This window comes from Actinokineospora sp. NPDC051303 (assembly GCF_055586285.1).
Genome location: NZ_JBVJIN010000022.1, coordinates 17,993 through 41,149, shown reverse-complemented (window position 1 = coordinate 41,149; position 23,157 = coordinate 17,993). Strand labels below are relative to the sequence as shown.

The window sequence follows — 23,157 nt, the reverse complement described above, 5'->3', positions numbered from 1 at the left end:
CCAGCCCCCAACAGCGCAGAACCCTACTTACGCCAAGCCGTCCGGTTCTTGTGGATCTTCCAGCCCACGCCGAGCAGCAGCCCCGCCCCGATCCCGATCAGCCACAGATCCTCCGTGGCCCCCGTGTGGTTCCCGATCAGCAGAACGAACATGGCCAGCCCGACGAAGACCCCCGCGATCAGCGTCCCCTTGGGGAAGGAGCCGTGCCAGCCCCACTCGGCCGACGGCTCGTCCTGCGGGCTCACGGCTCCTGGCGCGGTGGCCTTCCGCTTTTCGAGCTCGGTGCTCGCCACGTGTCCTCCTCAGGCGTTGGGTCGTCGGGCGCGGCCACATGGTTTCACATCCCGCTCATGCCGAGGGCGCCGTGGTGTCCACGGCGCCCTCGGTGTGACAGGTCTCGCTTGTCAGACTCGGGCCCTGCCCCGCCCGGTGACCGCTCGGTAGATGGCGAGCAAGATGATCGAGCCGAGAATGGCCAGCAGCCAGGTTCGCAGGTCGAAGAAGTTGCCCAATCCGCCACCGAAGATCGCATTGCCGATGAAGCCGCCGAGAATGGCGCCGACAATGCCGATCAAGATGGTCACGATGACGCCGCCCGGGTCGTTACCAGGCATGATGGCCTTGGCGATGAGTCCGGCGACCAAACCGAGAACGATCCAGCCGATAATGCCCATCGAAGCTCCTTCCTCATGACCCCCGCCTCTCTCGTGGGGGTCTTCGCGCTGCTGAGGACATTCCCTGAGCTGCCCTGTTTCACTCCTGCGCGCGGGAACTTTTTCCCCGGTTGGGCCGAACAGCCCAGCCCGCGGCCCCGGCGGCTGCGGGGCGGCTCGCGACGTCGGGGACAATGGCGGTGATGACTGACTTCACAGCCCCCGGCGACAGCCGTCGGCGCTCACTGCTGGTGCTCGGCTCCACTGGTTCCGTGGGGACTCAGGCCCTCGACGTGGTCGCCGCGAATCCTGATCGGTTCACCGTCGCGGGACTTGCGGCGGGGGGCGCGGACCCGGCTCTGCTCGCCGAGCAGGCGTTGCGCTTCGGCGTGTCCGCCGTCGCGGTGACCAGGGCGACCGCGGCCGAGGATCTCCAACTCGCGCTGTATGCCGCCGCGCAGAAGGCGGGCTACGCGCAGGGGCAGTTCCGGCTGCCGAGGGTGTTCGCCGGGCCGGACGCGGTCACCGACTTGATCGAGGCGGTCCCGGCCGATGTCGTGCTCAACGCCGTCACCGGTTCGCGGGGGCTGGTGCCGACGCTCGCCGCGCTCAAGGTCGGGGCGACGCTGGCGCTGGCCAACAAGGAGTCCCTGATCGCGGGCGGTCCCCTGGTGCTGGCCGCGGCCAAGCCAGGGCAGCTGGTGCCGGTGGACTCGGAGCACTCGGCGATGGCGCAGGCGCTGCGCGGCGGCCGCGGCGACGAGGTCGACCGGCTGGTCCTGACCGCGTCGGGCGGCCCGTTCCGCGGCAAGGTCCGCGCCGAGTTGGTCCAGGTCACCGCCAAGGACGCGCTCGCGCACCCGACCTGGGCGATGGGTCCGGTCATCACGGTCAACTCGGCGACGCTGGTCAACAAGGCGCTGGAGCTGATCGAGGCGCGGCTGCTGTTCGACGTGCCCTACGACCGCATCGACGTGGTGGTGCACCCGCAGTCGGTGGTGCACTCCATGGTCACTTTCACCGACGGCTCGACGCTGGCGCAGGCGAGCCCGCCGGACATGCGGCTGCCCATCGCGCTGGCCCTGGCCTGGCCGGAGCGGGTGCCCGGCGCGGCCCGGGCGTGCGACTGGAGCACCGCGACCCAGTGGACGTTCGAGCCGCTGGACGAGGACACGTTCCCCGCGGTGCGGCTGGCCCGCGCGGCCGGGGAGACCGGCGGCTGCCTGCCCGCGGTGCTCAACGCCGCGAACGAGGAGGCCGTTGCCGCGTTCCTGCGAGGCGACACCACCTTCACAGCCATTGTGGACACTATTGGGCGGGTACTCGACGACGCAGGCGCCTGGCACGGCGAGCCGCGGGACGTCGAGGAAGTGCTCGCAGCGGAGCACTGGGCCCGAGTCCGAGCGCGAGAACTCCTCGCGGTGACAACTGGCTCGCGGGACTCCGCCGGGCCGGGAAGGAACTGACCGTGGTCGTTTGGCTCCTGTACCTCGTGCTCTTCGCGCTGGGCATCTGCGTGTCCGTCGCACTGCACGAGGCGGGGCACATGCTGACCGCGAAGGCGTTCGGCATGAAGGTGCGGCGGTACTTCATCGGCTTCGGCCCGACGCTGTTCTCGTTCCGCAGGGGCGAGACCGAGTACGGGCTCAAGGCGATCCCCGCGGGCGGGTTCTGCGACATCGCGGGCATGACCGCGTTGGACCCGGTGACCCCGGACGAGGCGCCGAGGGCGATGTGGCGGCACGCGGTGTGGAAGCGCGTCGTGGTGCTCTCGGCGGGCTCCATCACCCACTTCATCCTCGGCTTCATCATCCTCTACCTGATGGCCGTCACCCTCGGCCTGCCGAACTACACCGACCGCCCGCTGGTCGGCGGCACCGACTGCGCGGCGGCCAGCCAGGACCCCAAGACCTTCAAGCTCACCCCGTGCTCCCCGAACGACCCTTCGCCCGCCGCCGCTGCGGGGATCACCGAGGGCGACGAGATCGTGGCCGTCAACGGGCAGCCGGTGTCGACCTGGACGGAACTGGTCACCAAGGTCCGCGACCTGCGCGGCGAGAACACCTTCGTCGTCCAGCGCGGCGAGGAGCGGCGCACGGTCACCGTCGACGTGGCCCGGGTCCAGCGCGCCGCCGTCGGGTCGGTGCCCGAGCGCGACGACAACAAGGTCGTGGAGGTCGGCGCGGTCGGGATCGCCCCCGGCGGCATGGTGCAGTTCGGCGCGCTGTCCGCAGTCGGCGGCACGGTCTCCTTCACCGGCGAGATGTTCGTCAAGACCTGGGAAGGGTTGATGCGCTTCCCGGAGAAGATCCCGGCGGTGGTGCGCGCTATCGGCGGCGCGGAAAACGACCCGGAGCGCCCGGTCAGCGTCGTCGGTGCCAGCGTCATCGGCGCGGACGCCGCCGAGCAGGGCCTGTGGGAAGTCTTCGTGCTCATGCTGGCCGCGCTGAACTTCTTCGTCGGCGTGTTCAACCTGCTGCCGCTGCTCCCGCTCGACGGCGGCCACATCGCCATCGTGCTGTACGAGAAGGTCCGCGACGCCCTGCGCAAGGTCCGCGGGAAGGCGCCGGGCGGCCCGGTGGACTACAACAAACTGGCGGGCGTCACCATGGTGCTCGTCGTCCTCGGCGGCGCGGTCGTGCTGCTCACCGTGACGGCGGACATCGTGAACCCCATTCGCATTGGTCGTTGACTTTCTGAGAGGTTTGAGTAGATGCCCGACGTGATGCTCGGCATGCCGACGCTGCCGCCGCCGGTGCTCGGCGAGCGCCGCAAGACGAGGCAGTTGCGGGTGGGGTCGGTGGGCGTGGGCAGCGAGCACCCGATCTCGGTCCAGTCGATGACCACGACGGTCACCGCGGACGTGAACGCGACGTTGCAGCAGATCGCGGAGCTGACCGCGGCGGGCTGCGACATCGTGCGGGTGGCGTGCCCGTCGCAGGACGACGCGGAGGCGCTGGCGGCGATCGCGGCGAAGTCGCAGATCCCGGTGATCGCCGACATCCACTTCCAGCCCAAGTACGTCTTCGCCGCCATCGAGGCCGGGTGCGCCGCGGTGCGGGTGAACCCGGGCAACATCCGCAAGTTCGACGACCAGGTCAAGCAGATCGCTCAGGCCGCGAAGGACCGCGGGACGCCGATCCGGATCGGGGTCAACGCCGGTTCGCTGGACCCGCGCCTGCTGGCCAAGCACGGCAAGGCGACCCCGGAGGCGCTGGCCGAGTCGGCCCTGTGGGAGGCGTCGCTGTTCGCCGAGCACGACTTCCACGACATCAAGATCAGCGTCAAGCACAACGACCCGGTGGTCATGGTCCGCGCCTACGAGCTGCTGGCCGAGCAGTGCGACTACCCGCTGCACCTGGGCGTGACCGAGGCCGGTCCGGCGTTCCAGGGCACGATCAAGTCCGCCGTCGCGTTCGGCGCCCTGCTGCGCCAGGGCATCGGCGACACCATCCGCGTGTCGCTCTCGGCCCCGCCGGTGGAAGAGGTCAAGGTCGGCGCGCAGATCCTCCAGTCGCTCAACCTGCGCCCCCGCAAGCTGGAGATCGTCTCCTGCCCGTCCTGCGGCCGCGCCCAGGTCGACGTCTACACCTTGGCCGAGCAGGTCACCGCCGGGCTGGAGGGCATGGAGGTCCCGCTGCGGGTGGCGGTCATGGGCTGCGTCGTCAACGGCCCCGGCGAGGCCCGCGAAGCCGACCTGGGTGTGGCTTCCGGCAACGGCAAGGGCCAGATCTTCGTCAAGGGCAAGGTCATCAAGACCGTCCCCGAACACCAGATCGTGGAAACCCTCATCGAAGAAGCCCTCCGCATCGCCGAAGACATGGAGGCGCCCGAAGAGGGCGCGCCCGCGGCCCCGATCGTCACGGTGAGTTGACTTTCGATTCCCCAACGGCGGGGTGATCTGGCACCCTAGGGGCGTGTTGCGGCTTGCAGGAGCGCGGCTGCTCGACGAACGGGATGGTCAGGCGGTGCGCGCCGTGCTCACCGCCGATCCCGTGGCGTCCTGCATGGTGGCGTCGAGGATCGAGTCGGTCGGATTGGATCCGTGGCGGCTGGGCGGTGAGGTGTGGGGCTGCGACCTTCGGGGGTTGCGGACCGTCGGCAGGCTTGACGCGCTCTGTTTCGCGGGGCCGAATCTGATTCCTCTCCGTGGTAAGAGGTCGGCGTTGCGCGCGTTCGCCGACCGGGCGTTGCGCCGCAGGCGGATGTGCTCGTCCATGGTCGGCCCGGCCGAGCAGGTGCTGGGGCTGTGGGCGGAGTTGGAGACCGACTGGGGCCCGGCCCGCGAGGTGCGCGACGACCAGCCGCTGATGGCGGTCTCGACCGCGCCGCTGGTCGCCCCGGACTCGCTGGTGCGGCCGGTGCGCCCGGACGAGCTCGACCGCTACCTGCCCGCGGCGGTGAAGATGTTCATCGAGGAGGTCGGCATCGATCCCCGGCTCGGCGACGGCGGCGCGAGCTACCGCGCCCGGGTGGCCGAGCTGATCGCCGCCGGTCGGGCGTTCGCCCGGTTCGAGGGCGGGGACGTGGTGTTCAAGGCCGAGATCGGCGCGATGTCGAGCACCGTGGGCCAGATCCAGGGCGTGTGGGTGCACCCGGACCGGCGCGGGCACGGCTTGGGCGCGGCGGGCACGGCGGCGGTGGTGCACCGGCTGGTCACGTCGATGGGCCGCACCGCGAGCCTGTACGTCAACGCCTACAACGCCCCCGCTCGGGCCGCCTATGAGCGGGTCGGGTTCAGCCAGGTCGGGCAGTACGCGACTGTGCTGTTCTGATCGGATTCCGCCCCCGACCGCCGTTCTGCGGGCATACTGCGGCCGTGCGTGCCTCCCTTCGTCGTCCCGCGGCGCTGATCGCCGCGCTGGTGACTTTCCTTCCCCTGTCCGCCTGCGGGATGTTTGGCTCCGACCCGACGCCGGAGGACGCCGCGGCCCAGTTCGTCGCGGCGTTCGCGGGCGGCGACACCGGCACGGCCGCGGGGCAGACCGACTCGGCGGAGTCGGCGAAGGCGCTGATGGACAAGGTGCGCGGCGCGCTCAAGCCGTCGACGGTCAGCGCCCAGGTGAGCCGGGTCGAGTCCGCCGAGGGCCAGCCCAACGCGAAGGCGACGTTCCAGATCACCTGGGACCTCGGCCGCGGCAGGCTGTGGACCTACGACAGCGCGTTCGACCTGCGCGCCGAGGACGACGTCTGGAAGGTGCACTGGGAGCCCGCGGTGCTGCACCCGAAGCTCGGGGTGGGGCAGACGCTGGCCGTGCGCGACGTCGAGGCCGCGCTGGCGCCGGTGCTCGACCGCGAGGGCGTGCCGGTGCTCCAGCCGGAGCGGGTGGTCTCGGTGCTGTTCGAGCCAGCGAAGGCCGGTGACGCGAACGCCATCGCCGGACAGCTCGCCCAGGCGCTGTCGGGCATCGACGCCTCGATCACCGCGCAGAGCATCCTCGACGGCGCGGCCAAGGCGAACGGGCAGCCTTACCAGGTGGTCGCTCTCCGCGACGCGGACTACCAGAAGGTGCGCTCTCTGATCTACGAGCTTCAGGGCGTCCGGTTCACCGCGCAGTCGCGGCTGCTGGCCGCCGACCGCAAGCTGGCGCCGACGCTGATGCCGGGCATCCGCAAGCTGGTCGAGGACCAGGTGGAGGGCAAGGCGGGCTGGCGGGTGCACACCGTCGACAGCGCGGGCGCCGAGGGCGAGGAGCTGTTCGCCAAGCCCGCGCAGCCCGCGAAGGCGGTGCAGGTCGCGCTGAGCAAGCGGGTGCAGGACGCGGCGCAGGGCGCGATCGCGGGCGAGCAGACGCCGTCGATGATCGTGGCCATCGAGCCTTCCAGCGGCGAGGTGCTGGCCGTCGCGCAGAACGAGCCAGCCGACAAGCAGGGGCAGCTCGCGCTGACCGGCCGCTACCCGCCGGGCTCGACCTTCAAGATCGTCACGGCCGCCGCGGCGCTGGCGTCCGGGAAGGCCACCGCGGAGACGCCGCTGGGCTGCCCGCCCACCACCGTGGTCGACGGCCGGGAGATCCCCAACAGCGGCAAGTTCGACAAGGGCGTCGTCCCGCTGCGCAGCGCGTTCGCGTTCTCCTGCAACACCACCTTCGCCGACCTCGCCGTCACCATGGCGCCCGACGAGCTGACCGGCATGGCCAAGCGGCTCGGCCTCGGAATCGACTACGTGATGCCCGGCGCGACCACCATCACCGGGTCGGTGCCGCCCGCGGCGAACAAGGTCGAGCGCGCCGAGGACGGCTTCGGCCAGGGCAAGGTCGTGGCCAGCCCGTTCGGCATGGCCGTGGTGGTGGCCGGGGTCGCCGCGGGCAGCGTGCCCAAGCCGGTGCTGGTGCGCGGCGTGGAGACCAAGGCCGACAGCAGTCCCGAACCCGTTCCCGGGGCCGTGCTGGAGTCGGTGCGCGCGATGATGGCCGAGGTGGTCGCGGGCGGCACCGCGGGCACGTTGCAGGCCTACGGCGACGTGCGCGGCAAGACCGGGACCGCCCAGTTCGGCGACGGCACCCGCTCGCACGGGTGGTTCGTCGGGTACCGCGGCGACCTCGCGTTCGCGGTGCTGCTCACCGATGTCGGACAGTCCGGCACGGCGGTGCAGGCCGCCGGGAGGTTCCTGGCCGCCCTCGGGTGACCGGAGGGGGCCCTGTCGCGAAGCGCTGGCGTGTGCAGGCACTTCGAGGCAGGGCCTAGGGTGGAAGGCATGTCCGTCCGCGCCCCGTTGACACCCGGCAAGCAGTCTCCCCGCCGGGTCGTGCCGTCCACCATCGTCCGTCCCGAGTACGTGGACCGTCCCGCGCCCGCGCGCAGCACCGACCCGTGGGTGCAGCCGCCGGAGGTCGTCGAGGCCATGCGGGTGGCGGGGAAGATCGCCGCGCAGGCGCTCCAGGAGGGCGGTAAGGCCGCCAAGCCGGGCGCGACCACCGACGACGTCGACGCGGTCGTCCACGAGTTCCTGATCGACCACCGCGCCTACCCGTCGACGTTGGGCTACCGGGGCTTCCCGAAGTCCTGCTGCGTCTCGCTCAACGAGGTCATCTGCCACGGCATCCCGGACTCGACGGTGATCGAGGACGGCGACATCGTCAACATCGACGTCACCGCCTACATCGGCGGTGTGCACGGCGACACCAACGCCACCTTCCTCGCGGGCGAGGTCAGCGAGGAGGCCCGGCTGCTGGTCGAGCGCACCCACGAGGCGACCATGCGGGCGATCAACGCGGTGCGCCCCGGCCGCGAGTTCAACGTCATCGGCCGCGTGATCGAGAAGTACGCCAAGCGGTTCGACTACGGCGTCGTGCGCGCGTTCACCGGCCACGGCATCGGCCGCGCGTTCCACAGCGGCCTCGTGGTGCTGCACTACGAGGACCTCAACGACAAGACCGTCATCGAGCCCGGCATGACCTTCACCATCGAGCCGATGATCACCCTCGGGACCATCGACTACGACATGTGGGACGACGACTGGACGGCCACCACCAAGGACAAGAAGTGGACCGCCCAGTTCGAGCACACCTTGCTGGTGACCGAGACCGGCGCGGAGATCCTGACCCTGCCCTGAGCGCTCACGCCAGGCTGAGCAGCACCTCCAGCACCGCGACGGCGACCGGCTTCGGGTCGGTCGCGCAGGCCAGGTGGTGGGTGTCGAGTTCGCGCGCGGGCCAGCCCAGCGCGCGGGCCGCGGCGAGGTCGTCGCGGTAGGCGGCCGAGAGGGCGACGTACCCGGCAGGCCCGTCCCACTCGACGCTGGGGCGGGGCTCCTTGAGGAACGCCAGCGGCACCTCGGGGGCCTCGTCGGCGATCTCGGCGCGCAGCGCGGCGTCGGCGACGAGTTCGGGCAGCGGGTCGGTGTCGAACCAGTGGTGCCAGCGCGGCAACTGGCCGTCGCGGCTGCGTTCGCGCAGCCGCGTGTACAGCTCCGGGGGCGCGCTGTCGCGCCAGCTCTTGCCCGGGGTGGGCAGACCGGCGTCGAGGTAGAGCAGGCCGCGCACGTCTTCGAGTTCGTCGGCGAAGGCGGGCAGCAGCGGCCCGGCCCCGCTGTGGCCGACGAGCATCAGCGGGCCGGTCACGGCGACGTCGGACATGGCGTCGGACATGGCGTCGGCGAACGCGCCGATCAGGCGCTGGTGGACCGGCGGGGTGACCACGCTGGGCAGCAGGTCCAGGACGAGGGTGGGATGCCCGAGGGCGGCGAGTTCGTCGGCGAGCGGGCGCAGGCTGGCTGGGCCGAGGAACGGGCTGTGCACCAGGACGGCGGTGACGGGTGCGGCGGGCATGACCGGGATGATGACAGCCCGCGTGGCGATCAGGGGAGGGGACTGGCGAATGTCGGGAGCGCTGCTGGTCGCGGGCACGACCTCGGACGCGGGCAAGAGCGTCTTGGTGGCGGGCCTGTGCCGCTGGCTGGCCCGCGATGGCGTGCGGGTGGCGCCGTTCAAGGCGCAGAACATGTCCAACAACTCGATGGTCACCGCGGACGGCGGTGAGATCGGCCGGGCGCAGGCGGTGCAGGCCGCGGCGTGCGGGCTGGCGCCGAGCGTGCGGTTCAACCCGGTGCTGCTCAAGCCGGGCTCCGACCGCAGCTCGCAGGTCGTGGTGCTGGGCCGCCCGGTGGGGGTGGCCAGCGCGCTGTCGTACCGGGAGCGCAAGGCGGAGCTGATGGAGACCGTGCTGGCGACCCTGGCCGGGCTGCGCGCGGATTTCGAGGTCGTGGTGTGCGAGGGCGCGGGCTCGCCGACCGAGATCAACCTGCGGGCGAACGACATCGCGAACATGGGGCTGGCCCGCGCGGCGGGGCTGCCGGTGCTGGTGGTGGGCGACATCGACCGGGGCGGGGTCTTCGCGCACCTGTTCGGCACGCTCGCCTTGCTCGACGCGGCCGACCAGGCGCTGGTCTCCGGGTTCGTGATCAACAAGTTCCGCGGCGACCCGGCGCTGCTGGAACCCGGTCTGCGCCAACTGCGCGGTCTTACCGGCCGAGACGTCCTCGGCGTTCTGCCGTGGCGCGAAGAGTTGTGGCTGGACGCGGAAGACTCGCTGTCTTACGCGGCTGACGGCGTCGTGGGACGGCCCTTGCCGCCGGTCGGCGAGCAGTGGCTGCGGGTGGCCGTGGTGCGGCTGCCGCGGATCTCCAACGCGACCGACGTGGAGGCGCTGGCGTGCGAGCCGGGGGTGTCGGTCCGGTTCGTCACCGAGCCGTCGCGGCTGGCGGACGCGGACCTGGTGGTGCTGCCCGGCTCGAAGTCGACCGTGGCCGACCTGGGCTGGCTGCGGGAGACCGGCCTCGCCGACGCGGTGGCCGCGCACGCGGCCCGGGGCCTGCCGGTGCTCGGGGTATGCGGCGGTTTCCAGATGCTCGGCGCGCGCATCGATGACCGGGTCGAGTCCGGCGCCGGGGCGGTCGACGGGCTGGGGCTGCTCGACGTGGACGTGGCCTTCGCGGAGGAGAAGACGCTGAGCCGCCCGCACGGGACGGCGTTCGGCGAGCCCGCGACGGGCTATGAGATCCACCACGGCCAGGTCGTCCGGCGCGGCGACCTGCCCGGCCTGGTGACGCTGCCGGACGGGGCGGTGGAGGGCGCCGTGGCGGGCGCGGTGCTCGGCACCCACTGGCACGGCCTGTTGGAGAACGACGGCGTCCGCCGCGCGCTGCTGCGCTGGGCCGCCGAGCGGTCCGGGCGGGTCGGGTTCCGGCCAGCCAGGGACGTCTCGTTCGCCGCGGCCAGGGCCGCCCAGCTCGACCTGCTGGGCGACCTGGTCGCCGACCACATCGACACTGACGCGGTCCGGCGGTTGATCGACCGCGGCGCCCCGGCGGGCCTGCCGACGCTGCCGCCGGGCGCGCCCGCCCTTGAGACCGCCGCGACTACTTGAGGTCGAGGTCGGCGATCAGCTCGTCGAGGAACCCGGCCGCCTCGGCCGCCGCCCGCTGGGTGTCCTGCTCGCGGATAGCGTTGACCAGGCCCTGGTGGTCGATGCTGATAGCCGTGCTCGGGTCGCTGTTTACCGTGGTGGCGACAGACGCGCGGACGACCTCGGTCAGGCCCTGGTACAGCTCGGCCAGCAGCGGGTTGTGCGAGCACTTGACGACCGCGAGGTGGAAAGCGGCGTCCTTGTCGACCCCCGCCTCGTAATTCTTGGCCTCCATGAACCGGTCGCGCTCGGCGAGCAGCGCGGTCAGCTCGTCCAGCTCCGTCTCGGTGCGGTTCGCCGCGGCCAGCCGCGCGCCCTCGACCTCCAGGGTCCGCCGGACTTGCAGGACGTCGCGCAGCTCGGTGCCCGCGAGCCTGCGCACGGCGCCGGAGAACTCGCTGGTGGCGCGGACGAAGGTGCCGTCGCCTTGGCGCACCTCCAGCAGCCCGGCGTGCGCGAGGGCCCGGACCGCCTCACGGACGGTGTTGCGCCCGACGCCGAGGGCGCTGACGAGCTCGGGTTCGGTCGGGATGCGCTCGCCGACCTTCCACTCGCCGTTGGCGATGGCCGAGCGCATCTGCTCGATCACCTGGTCGACGAGGCCGGATCGCCGGGTAGTGGCCAACGGCACAGCGCCATCCTTTCATCCAAACATCCTACGTGGGGACACCAGCGTCCCTGGCGGTCCGCCGTGACCCGGCCTCGAAGCCGAACCCGGCGGCGCCACGGACGCCATGACTGCCACGGTGGCGATCACTGCGGCGACCAAGAGAGTGCCACGGCCACGCTGCCGCACCAGCCACAGTCCCGCCCGCGGGTCCGGACCGCGGCCCTGGCGGACGCGCCGCGACGGGCCCCGGCGCCGCCCTTGCCGCCGTGTGTCCGCGTCCCGCGATCACCAGTCTCGCATCCGCGCAGGCCGACGACCGAATCTCCACCGGCGTGGCAGGCCCTCCGCGCGTGGCTCGTGCCACCGGCGGCGGGCTGGGGCCGGACCGCGGCCCTAGTCGGTCGGGTCCAGCGGCAGGTTGAGCAGGGCGTTCTCCACGACCTCGGGCAGGCCGGGGTGGATCCAGTACTGCCCGCGGGCCATCGAGCGGGCGTCCAGGCCGAAGCTCATCGCCTGGATGATCGGCTGGAGCAGCGTGGGCGCCTGCGGGCCGATGATGTGCGCGCCCAGAATCCGGCCGGTCGCCGGGTCGGCGAGGATCTTGGCGAACCCGGTGGTGTCCTCCATCGCCCAGCCGTACGCGACGCCGCCGTAGGCCTCGGTCGCGGCGACCCAGGGGGCGTCGCCGCGCTCGGCCTCCTGCTCGGTCAGCCCCACCGAGGCGATCTGCGGCGCGGTGAACACCGCGTGCGGCACGAACCGGTGGTCGGCCGCCGTCAGCTTGCCGGGGTTGAGCAGGTTGTGCTGGACGACCCGCGCCTCGTGGTTGGCGACGTGCTTGAGCTCCCACGGCGAGCTGATGTCGCCCAGCGCCCACACGCCCTCGGCGCTGGTGCGCTGGAACTCGTCCACCAGCACGTGCCCGGTCGGCGCGACCGCGATCCCGCCAGCGTCGACCGCGAGCAGGTCGGCGTTCGGGGTCCGGCCGACCGCGACGAGCAGCAGGTCGCCCTCGACGGTCTCCGCGCCGTCCGGGCCCTCCAGGTGTAGCCGCACCCCGTTGCCCGCGCGCTCGGCCAGCACCGCCTTGCGGTCCAGCCGCACGTCCCAGCGCTGTTGGGCGAGCTGGGTGAACCGCAGGCTGATGTCGCGGTCCTCCCCGCGCAGCAGCGCGCCGGAGCGCGCGACCACGGTCACCTCGACCCCGAACGCCGAGAACACGTGCGCGAACTCGGCGGCGATAAACCCGCTGCCCAGGATCACCAACCGCCGGGGCAGCTCGTCGAGCCGCATCACGGTGTCGCTGGTGTGGAAGGCCACGTCGTGGATGCCCTCGATCTCGGGCACGACCGCGCGCCCGCCCGCGGCGAGGACGATTCGCTCCGCGGTGATCGTCTCGGCCGGGGAGCCGTCGTTCGGGGTGATCTCCAGCCGCCGCTCGCCGACGAACCGCGCCGCGCCGAGGTAGACGTCGACGTTCGCGTTGTCCGGGTGCGCCATCCGGTACTTGCGGCCGCTGTCGGCGATCGGGTCGATCCGCCCGAAGATCCGGTCGCGGATCGCGGGCCAGTCCACCGCGTCCAGCGTCTCGTGCACCCCCAGCCGGGCGGCCGCGGCGGGAACCGAGGCCAGGTCGGCGGCGTGCACGAACATCTTGGTGGGGATGCAGCCCACGTTCAGGCAGGTCCCGCCGAACACGCCCCGCTCGACCATCGCCACCCGCCAGCCCGCGAACCGCGGGTCGAGCAGGGAGTTGCCGGAGCCGGTTCCGATGATCACCAGGTCGTAGTGGGCCACGATCACATCCAACCCCATCCCACCCGCTTGGCATTCCACGTATCCGGCGGCGACTTGGTTGCTCTTGCACTACATACGCCACACGCCGGACTTGGGCGGGAGGGCCGCGGGTGGGGTCGGCCCTCCCGCCCGCCGCGCGGGCTCAGTGCGCGTAGGTCGGGGTGATGATCGCGCGTGCCAGGGTGTGGAACGCCAGGTTGAAGCTCACTACGGCCGGGCTCGCGGTCTCGTCCACGTCCAGCTTCTCCACGTCGACGGCGTGCACCACGAAGTAGTACCGGTGGTCCTGGTCGCCCTGCGGCGGCGCGGCGCCGCCGTAGGCGTGGGAGCCGAAGTCGGTGCGGACGTGGAACGCGCCAGCGGGCAGGGTGTTGTCGGCCTCGCCCGCGCCGGTCTCCAGCTCGCTGACGTCGGCGGGGATGTTCACCACGACCCAGTGCCAGAAGCCGCCGGGGATCGGCGCGTCCGGGTCGAAGCAGGTCACCACGTAGCTCTTGGTGCCCTCGGGCGCGCCGCTCCACGTCAGCCGCGGCGAGCGGTTCTCCCCGCCTGCGGAGTCGTGGACGTGCTTGAGGTCCAGCTTCTCCCCGTCGCGCACGTCGGTCGAGGTGACGGTGAACTCGCCGGTCTTGGGCAGCAGGGCGTACGGGTCGGGCGCGACCGGGCGGTCCAGGCTCATGGACGGTCCTCCACAACTTGCCGGTGATCTTCCGGGAGCGAATCTAGCCCCGGCCGTGAACCTAGTGGTGACCGCGGCCCGAGGCTCATCGAGCGGCTGTGGACGAACCGGCCACCTCCCGCGGTGAATCCGCCTACTGTGGGGCTGGACCACTTTCTGGGAGGAAATGTGACCGACAGCGCCGACAGCCCCAGCCCCGGTTCCGACGGCGAGGTCTCGCGGTCGTCCACGCGGGTTCGCTTCCCGCGGATCAGCCCGCGCGCCTACGAGCACCCGGCCGACCGGGGCGCGATGGCGGCGCTGCGCGCGGCCCCCGGGGTCGCCGAGGTGCTCAAGGCGGTGTCCGGCCTGTTCAGTGAGCGGGGCGAGCGGCTGCTGGCGCTGGCCTCGGCCATCCGGGTCGGCGAGAAGCAGTACCCGAAGATCGACCGCCTGCGGCTGGAGTGCGCCGAGGTCCTCGACCTGGACACCGTGCCGAACGTCTTCGTCCAGCGCGACCCGAACGCCAACGCGATGACCGTCGGCATCGATGAGCCGTTCATCGTGCTGACCACCGGGCTGGTCGAGGCGCTGGACAGCGAGAGCCTGCGGTTCGTCGTCGGCCACGAGATGGGCCACGTGCTCTCCGGCCACGCGGTCCTGCGCACGCTGCTGCTGCGGCTGGTGCACCTGCAGATGACCGTCGCGTTCATCCCGGCGGGCGCGCTGGCGCTGCGCGCGGCCATCGCCGCCCTGCGCGAGTGGTTCCGCAAGGCGGAGCTCACCTGCGACCGCGCGGGCCTGCTGTGCGGGCAGGACCCGGCCGCCGCGCTGCGCGCCCACGTCTACCTCGCGGGCGGCACCGACCTGACCCAGATCGACATTCCGTCCTTCCTCCAGCAGGCCAAGGAGTACGAGGACGTGGACGACATCCGCGACAGCATCCACAAGCTGCGCGCCGTCGAGGGGATGAGCCACCCGTTCGCGGTGGTGCGGGCGGCGCAGTTGCAGCGCTGGGCGGCCTCGGCGGAGTACCGGGCGATCCTGGCGGGCGACTACCAGCGCCGCGACGACGAGGCCCCCGGCAGCACGTTCAGCGACGACATGAGGTCGGCGGCCAAGTCGTACAAGGAGTCCTTCGCCGCGTCCACCGACCCGCTGGCCCGGGTCCTCAACGACGTCGGCGAGGCGCTGTCCGGGGCGGCGGGCAAGGTGTTCAGCCGGTTCGGCGGCGGTGGCGGTAATGCTGACGCGCCGCGCCCGGACGACGCCGGAGCCGCGAAGAACTGACCGGACCGGTCACGGGCGGGGGGCGTACATGATCAGGGCGACCCCCGCCAGGCAGACGAGCGCGCCCGCGACGTCCCACCGGTCGGGCCGGAAGCCGTCCACGGCCATCGCCCACAGCAGCGACCCGGCGACGAACACGCCGCCGTACGCGGCCAGGATGCGCCCGAAGTGCGCGTCCGGTTGCAGGGTGGCGACGAAGCCGTAGGCGCCCAGCGCCAGCACACCGCCGAGCACCCACAGCCAGCCCCGGTTCTCGCGGACGCCCTGCCAGACCAGCCAGGCCCCGCCGATCTCGGCCAGCGCGGCGACCACGAACAGCGCCACCGACTTCGCCACGGTCACCGCGCTCACCTGCCCGTCGCGGTGAAGTGCTGGATGTCCACTGGGGAGGTCCACGTGCCGCCCCAGCTCCACCCGATCGAGCCGAACGCGCGCACGACGGCGTCGCCCGCGAACACCATGCCCGGCCTGCGGCGCGCGCGGTCCACGTACGCCGAGGCCAGCTCGGGCAGCACCAGGTTTCCCTTGACGTAGGGGTTGCAGAACGGGTTCACGTCGATGGCCAGCCCGGAGGCGTGCGCCGACCAGGTCGTCAGGTTCCGCGCGGGGCGGCAGACGAACGCGGTGGTGTTGTTGCCGTCGCCGGTCGGCGGCAGGTCCAGTTCGGGCAGGGCGGTCACCCGCATCTCCTCGATCGGGAACCGCGCCGCGAACAGCGTGCCGAACACCCGGGTGACGTCCTCGGCGACGCGGGCGTTGACGATCATCTCGCCGGTGTGCGGGCGGCCGTCGAACCCCCAGAACGACATCGTCAGGTACCGCAGGTCGGCCCGCACCACCGGGCACTGGGGCTGCCAGGTGCTGCGCGCTAGGACCGCGTCCGGCACGGGGTTCACCGTCGCGGCGTAGCGGCCGTCCGCGGGCGGCGGCAGCAGGTCCCTGGTGGGCAGCGACCGCTCGGCGAGCGCCGGGGGCGTCGGCAGCACCTTCCCGAATCCGTCCGGCCGCAGCGGCAGCGGGGTCGCGCCCACGACCCAGGCTGGCGCGGGGTCCGGAGGCCGCGACGACGCGGGAACCGACGCCGGGGAAGATGTGGGCGCCGGAGACACCGCGGACCCCGGAGGCTCGGGCGGACCCGAGGTTTCCGAGGGAGCCGACGCTGACGCGGACTCGGGTGGGGGCGCGCTCGACTGGGCGGCCCGCTGCTGCTCCGGCGTGACGCACCCTGTCACGACGGCGGCAAGAGCGAGGGCGGGAATCAGGCGACGCACGGCTCCAGCATGCCCCAGGCCAACTGCACCCCTTCGGGTGACAGCGTCGGGGGACCGCCGCGGGCCCGCTTGACCTAGCGTGTCCACGGCGAGCACGGACATCACCGATGGGAGATTTTCTTCATGAGGGGACACGCGCGCCGAGTTCTCGGCGCCGTCGCGGCCGTCGCTGTCGCCGCGGCTGTGCTCGGCCACTTCGGCGGCGCAGAAGCGAACCAACTGACAGCGGCGAACCAGCAGTCAGCGGCGAGCCAGCAGGGCGCCCAGATCGTCGGCGGTCGCCGGGTCGCCATCGCCGACCACCCCTATGTGGTCTACCTGACCACGAGCCAGGGCCACCAGTTCTGCGGCGGCACGCTCGTCGCCCGGGACAAGGTCGTCACCGCCGCGCACTGCGCCAAGGCGTTCCCGCAGGGCGTGCGCGTCGTCGCGGGCCGGGAGGACAAGCAGTCGCAGGCGGGCGCGGACGCCAAGGTGGTCAAGGTGTGGACGCACCCGCGCTACCAGGAGGTGACCACCGGCGACGACGTCGCGGTGCTGACCCTCGACCGGGCCGTGCCGTACCAGCCGCTGCCGATCGCCACCCCCGCCGACGGCGCGGGCCTCTACGCCGCGGGCGCCCCGGCCACGATCCTGGGCTGGGGGCGGGTCGCCGAGGGCGGCTCCCCGTCGCGCTTCCTGCTCGGCGCCCAGGTCCCGCTGGTCGCCGACGCCGACTGCGGCCGGGTGTACCCGGCCTTCGCGGCGAAGTCGATGGTGTGCGCGGGCCTGGCCCAGGGCGGGGTCGACACCTGCCAGGGCGACTCCGGCGGCCCGCTGGTTGTCGACGGCAGGCTCGTGGGCATCGCGTCGTGGGGCGAGGGCTGCGCGCAGCCGGGCAATCCCGGCGTCTACACCCGCGTCGCCGCTTACGCCGACCTGATCGCCCAGCACCTGTGATATCCACGCTGATGTGAGCGCACTGCACTCGGCCCACGGCCCGGACCTGCCCGCGGCCACGCTCTACCGCCTGCTCAGGCTCCGGGTCGAGGTGTTCATGCTGGAGCAGGACTGCCTCTACCAGGAACTCGACGGCCACGACCTGCTGCCCGACACCCTGCACCTGTGGTGGCAGCCCGACGACGAGCCGTTGGCCTACCTGCGCGTCCTCGGCGCTCCCGGCGGCGAGCGCCGCGTCGGCCGGGTGTGCGTCGCGCGGCCCGCTCGCGGCTCCGGTCTCGGCGGCAGGCTCATGGCGGCGGCCTTGGCGCACATCGGCGAGGACGAGAGCGTGCTCGCCGCCCAGGTCCAGGTGCGGGACATGTACACCCGCTTCGGCTACCGGCCCGAGGGCGAGGTGTTCGACGACCACGGCGTCGCCCACATCCGGATGCGGCGGCCCGCCAGGACTGGACAGCCTTGACCACTAGACAGCCTTGACCGCTAGCCAGCCTTGACCGCCTCGACGGTGTAAGTCGCGGCCAGCCGCTCCGGGGTCTCCCGCAGCCGCCACTGCCCCGCCGTGTCCTCGACCATGTGTCCGGGCAGGGCGTTCCACGGCACGCTGTCGTGCTCCTCAAGCCGGGTGAGCCGCAGTCCCGCGTCCAGCAGCGCGGTCACCACCTCGCCCACCCCGTGGTTCCAGCTGTAGGAGCGGGTGTGGGTGAACACCGCGTCGGTCGCCACGTAGGTCTCGTCCCCGTCCAGCGCCAGCGGCTCGGCCTGCTCGAAGTAGGAGTACCTCGGCACGGGCGGGTCGGCGTGCTCGTCCAGCGTCCACAGCATCGGGTGGCCCTCGCGCAGGAACACCCGGCCGCCGGGGCGCAGCAGGTCGGCGACCACCCGCGCCCACCGCGCGACAGACGGCAGCCAGCACAGCGCGCCGATCCCGGTGTAGACCAGGTCGTAAGAGCCTGCCCCGAGGACGTCGACCGCGTCATAGACCTCGGCCTCGTGGTAGTCGATCAGGTCCCCGGCCAGCTCGCGCGCCTGTCGCAGCGCGGTGGGGGAGAAGTCCAGGCCGCTCATCCGCGCGCCCAGCCGCGCCAGCGAGAGCGTGTCCGTCCCGATGTGGCACTGCAAATGCGCCCCGCGGACTCCGGTCAGGTCGCCCAGCCGGGGCCGGTCGAACCGCACGACGTCGCTGAGGTGGTCCGGGTCGTCCCGGAACCGCCGCACGCCGTAGTCCGGCGACGCCGCGTGCGCGGGCGCGCGCTCGTCCCAGTTGGCCTTGTTGACCGCTATGTAATCGGCCCTGTCATCGGTCATGCCGACCACCCCCCCGCCCCATCATGGGCGCGTGGGCGAGGCGGGGCGACCGAGTTTCAGCGCGGGGCGCAGCGGGTGACGACCTCGACCGCGCGGTCGATCTCGCCCTCGGTCAGGTCCGCCCGCGCGGTCAGCCGCAGCCGGGAAACCGAGTCGGGCACTGACGGCGGCCGGAAGCACCCGACCCACACCCCGGCGGCCCGGCAGTCCTGCGACCAGGCCAGGGCGGCGTCCGGGGACGGCGCGCGCACCGACACCACCGCGGCGTCCGGCTCGCTGGCCGCCAGCCCCGCCGCGCGCAGCCGCTCCGCGAGAGTCCGGGCGATCTCCAGCACCCGCCCGGCGCGCTCTGGCTCCTCCTTGAGCACGGTCAGCGCGGCCAGGGCCGCGGCGGCGCTGCCCGGGGCGAGCCCGGTGTCGAAGATGAAGCTGCGCGCGTTGTCGACCAGGTGCCGGATGACCCGCCGCGGCCCGAGCACGGCGCCGCCCTGGGCGCCCAGCGACTTCGACAGGGTCAGGGTGGTCACCACGTCCGGCGCGCCCGCGAGACCGGCGGCGTGCACGGCCCCCCGGCCGCCGTCGCCGAGCACCCCGAAGCCGTGCGCGTCGTCGGCGATCAACGCCGCCCCGTTCGCCCGGCACACGGCGGCGAGGTCGTTCAGCGGCGCGAGGTCGCCGTCCACACTGAACACCGTGTCGGTGACGAACACCGCGCGCTCGGTCCGCCGGGTCGCCAGCGCGCGGCCCGCGGCGGCCGGGTCGGCGTGCGCGGTCACCGCCACCTCGGCGCGCGAGAGCCTGCACCCGTCGATCAAGGAGGCGTGGATGTAGGCGTCGGTCACGATCGAGCAGTTCTTGCCGGACAGGGCGGTGACCGCGCCGAGGTTCGCGGCGAACCCGGAGGAGAACACCAGCGCCGACTGCGTCCCGCAGAACCGCGCCAGCTCGTACTCAAGCTCGCTGTGCAGCTCCGTGCTGCCGGTGACCAGCCGTGACCCGGTGGACCCCGCGCCCCAGCGCAGCGTGGCCGCCGCCGCGGCGCCGCTGACCCGCTTGTCCTTCGCCAGTCCCAGGTAGTCGTTGCCCGCGAGGTCGAGCAGGTCCGAGTCGGGCCTGCGCGGGCGAAGCTGCCTGCTCAGACCCGCGCGCCGACGTTCTTCCGCGTGCGCGTCGAGCCAGTCGAAGACCTGGTCAGCGGGGCTGGGTCCGTCCGGGTTCACGCGTGGGAGTCTGACACCGCCGCCCGGACCCGCCCAGGTCCGGGTCGCCAACGTGACTGACGATACGGTCGTGGCATGCGTGGCGCCGTGAGTTTCGTGGGAGCTGGACCTGGTGCGGCCGACCTCATCACCCTGCGCGGGGCGAGCCGGATCGCCGAAGCCGACCTCGTGCTGTACGCGCCGAGCATCATCGACGCCACCTGGCTGCGCGAGCACACCAGAGCCGACGCCGAGCTGGTCGATCTGGGCCGAATCGAGCCCGACGAGCTGCTGGAGCTGTACCGCAGGCTGGCGAGCAGGCGGCACCGGGCGGTGCGAGTCGTCGCGGGCGATCCCGCGCTGAGCCCGGAGCTGCGCGAGCAGCGGGAGACCTGCGCCCGGCTCGGCCTCGACGTCGAGGTGGTTCCCGGGGTGTCCCCGGTGTCGGCAGCCGCCGCGGCCACCGGCAACGGCCTGGTCGAGGCGGGCGGCCCGGACACGCTGGTGGTCACCGGCACCGACGCGGACTTCGAGCGGGTCCGCGAGATCGCCGCCGAGAGCCGCACCATCGCGGTGCAGGCCCCGGCCGCGCGGGCCGCCGAGCTGGTCGAGGCGCTGACCGCGGCCGGACTCGACCCGGAGGTCCCGGTCGTGGTGGCCTACAAGGTGACCTGGCCGGACGAGACGGTGCTGCGCACCACGCTCGGCGAGCTGGTGGCCGAGGTCAAGCGCGCGAACCTGTGGCGGCACGCGCTGTTCCTCGTCGGTGACGCGCTGTGCCAGGCCAAGCCGCGCGCCGGGTACGCCCCGCGCGACCCGGAGCAGCCCGCGGCGCAGCGGTGGACCTCCCGCGGTTGGCGCTCGTCCGGCGGGGAGGGCCGCCGGTCCTGGGCGCGGCGCGCGGCCGAGCCGGAGCCCGACGACCGCGACGACCCCGATGACCCCGACGACTCAGACGAAGCCGACGGCGTTGACGGCGTTGACGGTGCCACCGACGCCACCGGTTCCGAAGTCGCCGTAGACACCGGGGCGCGGCCCGCGGCCGAGCCGGTCGCCGAGGCGAAGCAGCCCGCCAAGCGGGCCCCGGCGAAACCGGCCGCGAAGAAGCACCCGGCCCGCGCCTCGCGCGGCTCCGCGTCCCGCAGGACGACCAAGAAGGCCTGAGCTGCCGGGCCGAGGGCGCTCGTGATCTCATATCGCCCATGACGGCAAGCGTGACCGTGATCGGTGTCGACGGGCAGTCGCTGCCCCCGGGCGCCGAGGCAGCCCTGAACAACGCCGGTCTGGTCGTGGGACTGCGCCCGCTGCTGGCCGCGCACGCGGGCTCCGCGCGACGGCTTGAGCTGGCGGGCAGCGCGTTCGGTGAGGCCACTGTGGACGCTCTGGCCCAGGCGGTGACCGCGGGCGAGTCCGCGGTGGTGCTGATCCAGGGCGACCCCGGATACTTCGGCGGCCTGCGCGCGCTGCGCGCCCGGGGCGTGCCGACGGTCACCTGGCCTTCGGTCACCGACGTGCAGCGGATGGCCGCGATGATCAAGCGCCCGTGGGACGACCTGACCGTCGTCAGCGCGCGGGGCAGCGGTTTCCGGCACGCGGTCAACGTCTGCCGGGCCCGCAAGGCGGTCGCGGTGCTCACCGGCCCGGACGCCGGCCCGGCCGAACTGGCCCGGGAGCTGGACGGCTGGCGGCGCAACATCGCGGTGCTGGAAGACCTCGGCGGCCCGACCGAGAAATTGTCCATTGTGGACGTGACCGAGGCCGAGCGGCGGATCTGGCGCGAGCCGAATCTGGTGCTGTGCCTGGTTTCCCTGGACTCGGTCGGCCGGGACCAGTGGATCGCGGGCGGCGAGGTCGTGCCGCCGGAGGACGGCTGGGCGTTGGCGGAAAGCGCTTTCGCCACTCGCGCGGGCGTGGGCGTGCCGCCCGAGGTGCGCGCGCTGGCGCTGGCCCGGCTCGCCCCGCGCCCGGGCGCGCTGGTCTGGGACGTGTGCGCCGGGTCGGGCGCGGTGGGCATCGAAGCGGCCCGCCTGGGCGCGGCGGTCATCGCCGTCGAGCGGGATTCCGGGCTGTGTGTGCGGATCGTGGCCAACGCGGGCGCGCACGGCGTGGACGTGCGGCTGGCCGATGGGGACCCGCCCGCGGTGCTGGCGAGCCTGCCGCGGCCGGACTCGGTGTTCGTCGGCGATTCCCGCCCGGACGTCGTGCGCGCGTGCGCCGGGGTCGACGCGGCGCGGATCGTCGTGCTGGTGCCCGAATTGGACCGCCTCGGCCAGACCCGCAAGACCCTGGCGGACGCCGGGTACGCCGTCGACGGCTGCCACCTGACCACGTCGAACCTGGTCGAACTGTCCGAGGACACCATGGGCGTCGTCCCGGCGAGTTCGACGTTCCTGGTCTGGGGCAGCCGGAAGTAAGCCGTCTGTCCTCTGTGGACGATCTGATCGCGGCGGGGCCGGAAAAGTCCACCCGAAAGTAGGGTGGCGGGCATTCGGGCGCGATCCCCAGGTCGGGCGGCGTTTTCGGCGGATCGTTCACTCGAACGGCTCACTTCTTTCGGATGTTGTGGCCAATCGCGGCTGGCGGGTAGCCATGAGGCGACGCCTGGGAGGCTGGTCCCGGGTCCGGCGCGAAGGAGTAGACCCATGGCGCAGGCACGGCGGCTCGCCCGTCTCATCGGGATCGCCGCGGCGGTTCTCGCCGCAGGCGCGGCGACGGTGTCCGCCGCCCAGGCGGACCAGGACCCGCCAGCGGTCCAGCCCTTGGTCGTCGGCGGCGAGGCGGCCGACATCGCCGACTTCCCCTACATCGTCGCGCTGACCACGGCGGACGGCTTCCCGTTCTGTGGCGGCTCCGTCGCCGCCCCGACCAAGATCGTGACCGCCGCGCACTGCGTGCGGGGCTCCGAGCCGGGGGAGGTCGCCGTCGTGTCCGGGCGCACCGACCTGACCGCGTCGGGCGGCGTCACCGCCGAGGTCGCCTCGATTTGGGTCCATCCCGGCTACGAAGACTCAACGGTCAGGGCGGACGTGGCGGTCCTGACCCTCTCGACGCCGCTCCCGGCCACCCCGATCCCGGTGGCGACCGCGACCGACACCGCCCTCTACGCCGAGGGAACCGTGACCACGATCGCGGGCTGGGGGCGGACCAGCGAGGCGGGCCCGGCCTCGGACACGCTGCGCAAGGCCGCGGTCCCGCTGACCTCCGACACCACCTGCGCCACCGCGTACGGGGCCGAGTTCATCGCGGCGTCGATGGTGTGCGCGGGCCTGCCGGAGGGCGGCGTGGACACTTGCCAGGGCGACTCCGGCGGGCCGCTCGTCGCGGGCGGGAAGCTGATCGGCGTCGTGTCCTGGGGCGAGGGCTGCGCGCGGCCGGGCAAGCCCGGGGTCTACACCCGGTTGAGCGCCTTCACCGCCGAACTCGACGCCCAACTGGTCGGCCAGGAGCCCGTGCCGCCCGTCCGGTAGCCGATCTCGATCAGGTGTTCGCTCACTTTTCCGCGAATCCCGTATTTCTTATGATCAAA

The 23,157-nt window shown here is 72.7% G+C and carries 23 protein-coding genes; 13 read left to right on the top strand and 10 right to left on the bottom strand.

Features of this window, described 5'->3' with window-relative positions:
• Positions 1 to 23 precede the first annotated feature (23 nt).
• Positions 24 to 293, bottom strand: coding sequence for a DUF2631 domain-containing protein (locus ACZ6SD_RS18435; RefSeq protein WP_465318145.1), 270 nt, complete (start codon positions 291 to 293; stop codon positions 24 to 26).
• Between the two features lie 111 nt (positions 294 to 404).
• Positions 405 to 674 (bottom strand): GlsB/YeaQ/YmgE family stress response membrane protein, encoded by a 270-nt coding sequence (locus ACZ6SD_RS18430; protein ID WP_091449583.1) that lies wholly within the window; start codon positions 672 to 674, stop codon positions 405 to 407.
• A 182-nt stretch (positions 675 to 856) separates the two neighbouring features.
• Between ACZ6SD_RS18430 and dxr the strand changes: the two genes are divergently transcribed.
• The 6 genes from dxr to map all read left to right on the top strand — a co-directional run bounded on the left by dxr (position 857) and on the right by map (position 8,208).
• Entirely contained in the window at positions 857 to 2,119 is a 1,263-nt protein-coding gene (gene dxr, locus ACZ6SD_RS18425) for a 1-deoxy-D-xylulose-5-phosphate reductoisomerase (RefSeq protein ID WP_465318144.1), read from the top strand.
• Positions 2,120 to 2,121: 2 nt separating this feature from the next.
• Entirely contained in the window at positions 2,122 to 3,345 is a 1,224-nt protein-coding gene (locus tag ACZ6SD_RS18420) for a M50 family metallopeptidase (protein ID WP_465318143.1), read from the top strand.
• Positions 3,346 to 3,366: 21 nt separating this feature from the next.
• Positions 3,367 to 4,527, top strand: a complete 1,161-nt coding sequence (gene ispG, locus ACZ6SD_RS18415; protein WP_465318142.1) for a flavodoxin-dependent (E)-4-hydroxy-3-methylbut-2-enyl-diphosphate synthase — start codon at positions 3,367 to 3,369, stop codon at positions 4,525 to 4,527.
• A 43-nt stretch (positions 4,528 to 4,570) separates the two neighbouring features.
• Positions 4,571 to 5,428: a GNAT family N-acetyltransferase gene (locus tag ACZ6SD_RS18410; protein ID WP_465318141.1), complete on the top strand. Its 858-nt coding sequence runs from the start codon at positions 4,571 to 4,573 to the stop codon at positions 5,426 to 5,428.
• A gap of 44 nt (positions 5,429 to 5,472) precedes the next feature.
• Entirely contained in the window at positions 5,473 to 7,281 is a 1,809-nt protein-coding gene (locus ACZ6SD_RS18405) for a penicillin-binding transpeptidase domain-containing protein (RefSeq protein ID WP_465318140.1), read from the top strand.
• A gap of 69 nt (positions 7,282 to 7,350) precedes the next feature.
• Entirely contained in the window at positions 7,351 to 8,208 is an 858-nt protein-coding gene (gene map / locus ACZ6SD_RS18400; protein ID WP_091449588.1) for a type I methionyl aminopeptidase, read from the top strand.
• Between the two features lie 4 nt (positions 8,209 to 8,212).
• Here map and ACZ6SD_RS18395 read toward each other — a convergent pair whose 3' ends face one another.
• Positions 8,213 to 8,923 (bottom strand): hypothetical protein, encoded by a 711-nt coding sequence (locus ACZ6SD_RS18395; protein WP_465318139.1) that lies wholly within the window; start codon positions 8,921 to 8,923, stop codon positions 8,213 to 8,215.
• 49 nt (positions 8,924 to 8,972) lie between these two features.
• On the opposite strand from ACZ6SD_RS18395, the gene ACZ6SD_RS18390 reads away from it, so the two are divergent.
• Positions 8,973 to 10,520, top strand: a complete 1,548-nt coding sequence (locus tag ACZ6SD_RS18390; protein ID WP_465318138.1) for a cobyric acid synthase — start codon at positions 8,973 to 8,975, stop codon at positions 10,518 to 10,520.
• On the opposite strand, the gene ACZ6SD_RS18385 is transcribed toward ACZ6SD_RS18390, so the two are convergent.
• From ACZ6SD_RS18385 to ACZ6SD_RS18375, 3 genes are all read right to left on the bottom strand, one after another.
• Positions 10,513 to 11,190, bottom strand: coding sequence for a FadR/GntR family transcriptional regulator (locus ACZ6SD_RS18385; protein ID WP_465318137.1), 678 nt, complete (start codon positions 11,188 to 11,190; stop codon positions 10,513 to 10,515). The genes ACZ6SD_RS18390 and ACZ6SD_RS18385 overlap by 8 nt on opposite strands.
• Positions 11,191 to 11,562: 372 nt before the next feature.
• Positions 11,563 to 12,966 carry a mycothione reductase gene (locus tag ACZ6SD_RS18380; protein WP_465318206.1) on the bottom strand — a complete coding sequence of 468 codons (1,404 nt, stop codon included), beginning with the start codon at positions 12,964 to 12,966 and terminating at the stop codon, positions 11,563 to 11,565.
• 142 nt (positions 12,967 to 13,108) lie between these two features.
• Complete coding sequence (locus tag ACZ6SD_RS18375; RefSeq protein ID WP_465318136.1) at positions 13,109 to 13,645, bottom strand: YbhB/YbcL family Raf kinase inhibitor-like protein; 537 nt, start codon at positions 13,643 to 13,645, stop codon at positions 13,109 to 13,111.
• A 168-nt stretch (positions 13,646 to 13,813) separates the two neighbouring features.
• Here ACZ6SD_RS18375 and ACZ6SD_RS18370 point away from each other — a divergent pair, with 168 nt between their 5' ends.
• Entirely contained in the window at positions 13,814 to 14,914 is a 1,101-nt protein-coding gene (locus ACZ6SD_RS18370; protein ID WP_465318135.1) for a M48 family metallopeptidase, read from the top strand.
• A gap of 9 nt (positions 14,915 to 14,923) precedes the next feature.
• On the opposite strand, the gene ACZ6SD_RS18365 is transcribed toward ACZ6SD_RS18370, so the two are convergent.
• A complete protein-coding gene (locus ACZ6SD_RS18365; RefSeq protein WP_465318134.1) occupies positions 14,924 to 15,256 on the bottom strand; it encodes a YnfA family protein in 333 nt (110 codons plus the stop codon).
• Positions 15,257 to 15,261: 5 nt separating this feature from the next.
• A complete protein-coding gene (locus ACZ6SD_RS18360) occupies positions 15,262 to 15,945 on the bottom strand; it encodes a M15 family metallopeptidase (protein WP_465318133.1) in 684 nt (227 codons plus the stop codon).
• Between the two features lie 363 nt (positions 15,946 to 16,308).
• On the opposite strand from ACZ6SD_RS18360, the gene ACZ6SD_RS18355 reads away from it, so the two are divergent.
• Both ACZ6SD_RS18355 and ACZ6SD_RS18350 read left to right on the top strand, forming a co-directional pair.
• Entirely contained in the window at positions 16,309 to 17,124 is an 816-nt protein-coding gene (locus ACZ6SD_RS18355; RefSeq protein ID WP_465318132.1) for a S1 family peptidase, read from the top strand.
• Between the two features lie 13 nt (positions 17,125 to 17,137).
• On the top strand, positions 17,138 to 17,587 hold the full coding sequence (locus tag ACZ6SD_RS18350) for a GNAT family N-acetyltransferase (protein ID WP_465318131.1): 450 nt from the start codon (positions 17,138 to 17,140) through the stop codon (positions 17,585 to 17,587).
• Positions 17,588 to 17,607: 20 nt separating this feature from the next.
• Here ACZ6SD_RS18350 and ACZ6SD_RS18345 read toward each other — a convergent pair whose 3' ends face one another.
• Together ACZ6SD_RS18345 and ACZ6SD_RS18340 are read right to left on the bottom strand one after the other, a co-directional pair.
• Positions 17,608 to 18,432 (bottom strand): class I SAM-dependent methyltransferase, encoded by an 825-nt coding sequence (locus tag ACZ6SD_RS18345; protein ID WP_465318130.1) that lies wholly within the window; start codon positions 18,430 to 18,432, stop codon positions 17,608 to 17,610.
• Between the two features lie 56 nt (positions 18,433 to 18,488).
• On the bottom strand, positions 18,489 to 19,652 hold the full coding sequence (locus ACZ6SD_RS18340; RefSeq protein WP_465318129.1) for an 8-amino-7-oxononanoate synthase: 1,164 nt from the start codon (positions 19,650 to 19,652) through the stop codon (positions 18,489 to 18,491).
• 75 nt (positions 19,653 to 19,727) lie between these two features.
• Between ACZ6SD_RS18340 and ACZ6SD_RS18335 the strand changes: the two genes are divergently transcribed.
• From ACZ6SD_RS18335 to ACZ6SD_RS18325, 3 genes are all read left to right on the top strand, one after another.
• Complete coding sequence (locus ACZ6SD_RS18335; RefSeq protein WP_465318128.1) at positions 19,728 to 20,795, top strand: cobalt-precorrin-4/precorrin-4 C(11)-methyltransferase; 1,068 nt, start codon at positions 19,728 to 19,730, stop codon at positions 20,793 to 20,795.
• A 38-nt stretch (positions 20,796 to 20,833) separates the two neighbouring features.
• Positions 20,834 to 22,045 (top strand): bifunctional cobalt-precorrin-7 (C(5))-methyltransferase/cobalt-precorrin-6B (C(15))-methyltransferase, encoded by a 1,212-nt coding sequence (locus ACZ6SD_RS18330; protein ID WP_465318127.1) that lies wholly within the window; start codon positions 20,834 to 20,836, stop codon positions 22,043 to 22,045.
• A 228-nt stretch (positions 22,046 to 22,273) separates the two neighbouring features.
• The gene (locus tag ACZ6SD_RS18325) at positions 22,274 to 23,098 is read left to right on the top strand and encodes a S1 family serine peptidase (RefSeq protein ID WP_465318126.1); all 825 of its coding nucleotides are present in this window, start codon (positions 22,274 to 22,276) and stop codon (positions 23,096 to 23,098) included.
• The last annotated feature ends 59 nt before the right edge of the window (positions 23,099 to 23,157 follow it).

Bases quoted from the DNA above. Each gene is read 5' to 3' on its own strand.
- ACZ6SD_RS18395 (WP_465318139.1), bottom strand. From the start codon at position 8,923: ATGCCCGCCGCACCCGTCACCGCCGTCCTGGTGCACAGCCCGTTCCTC.
- map (WP_091449588.1), top strand. From the start codon at position 7,351: ATGTCCGTCCGCGCCCCGTTGACACCCGGCAAGCAGTCTCCCCGCCGG.
- ACZ6SD_RS18390 (WP_465318138.1), top strand. From the start codon at position 8,973: ATGTCGGGAGCGCTGCTGGTCGCGGGCACGACCTCGGACGCGGGCAAG.
- ACZ6SD_RS18325 (WP_465318126.1), top strand. From the start codon at position 22,274: ATGGCGCAGGCACGGCGGCTCGCCCGTCTCATCGGGATCGCCGCGGCG.
- ACZ6SD_RS18375 (WP_465318136.1), bottom strand. From the start codon at position 13,645: ATGAGCCTGGACCGCCCGGTCGCGCCCGACCCGTACGCCCTGCTGCCC.
- ACZ6SD_RS18335 (WP_465318128.1), top strand. From the start codon at position 19,728: ATGCGTGGCGCCGTGAGTTTCGTGGGAGCTGGACCTGGTGCGGCCGAC.
- ACZ6SD_RS18430 (WP_091449583.1), bottom strand. From the start codon at position 674: ATGGGCATTATCGGCTGGATCGTTCTCGGTTTGGTCGCCGGACTCATC.
- ACZ6SD_RS18330 (WP_465318127.1), top strand. From the start codon at position 20,834: ATGACGGCAAGCGTGACCGTGATCGGTGTCGACGGGCAGTCGCTGCCC.
- ACZ6SD_RS18355 (WP_465318132.1), top strand. From the start codon at position 16,309: ATGAGGGGACACGCGCGCCGAGTTCTCGGCGCCGTCGCGGCCGTCGCT.
- ACZ6SD_RS18345 (WP_465318130.1), bottom strand. From the start codon at position 18,432: ATGACCGATGACAGGGCCGATTACATAGCGGTCAACAAGGCCAACTGG.
- ispG (WP_465318142.1), top strand. From the start codon at position 3,367: ATGCCCGACGTGATGCTCGGCATGCCGACGCTGCCGCCGCCGGTGCTC.
- dxr (WP_465318144.1), top strand. From the start codon at position 857: ATGACTGACTTCACAGCCCCCGGCGACAGCCGTCGGCGCTCACTGCTG.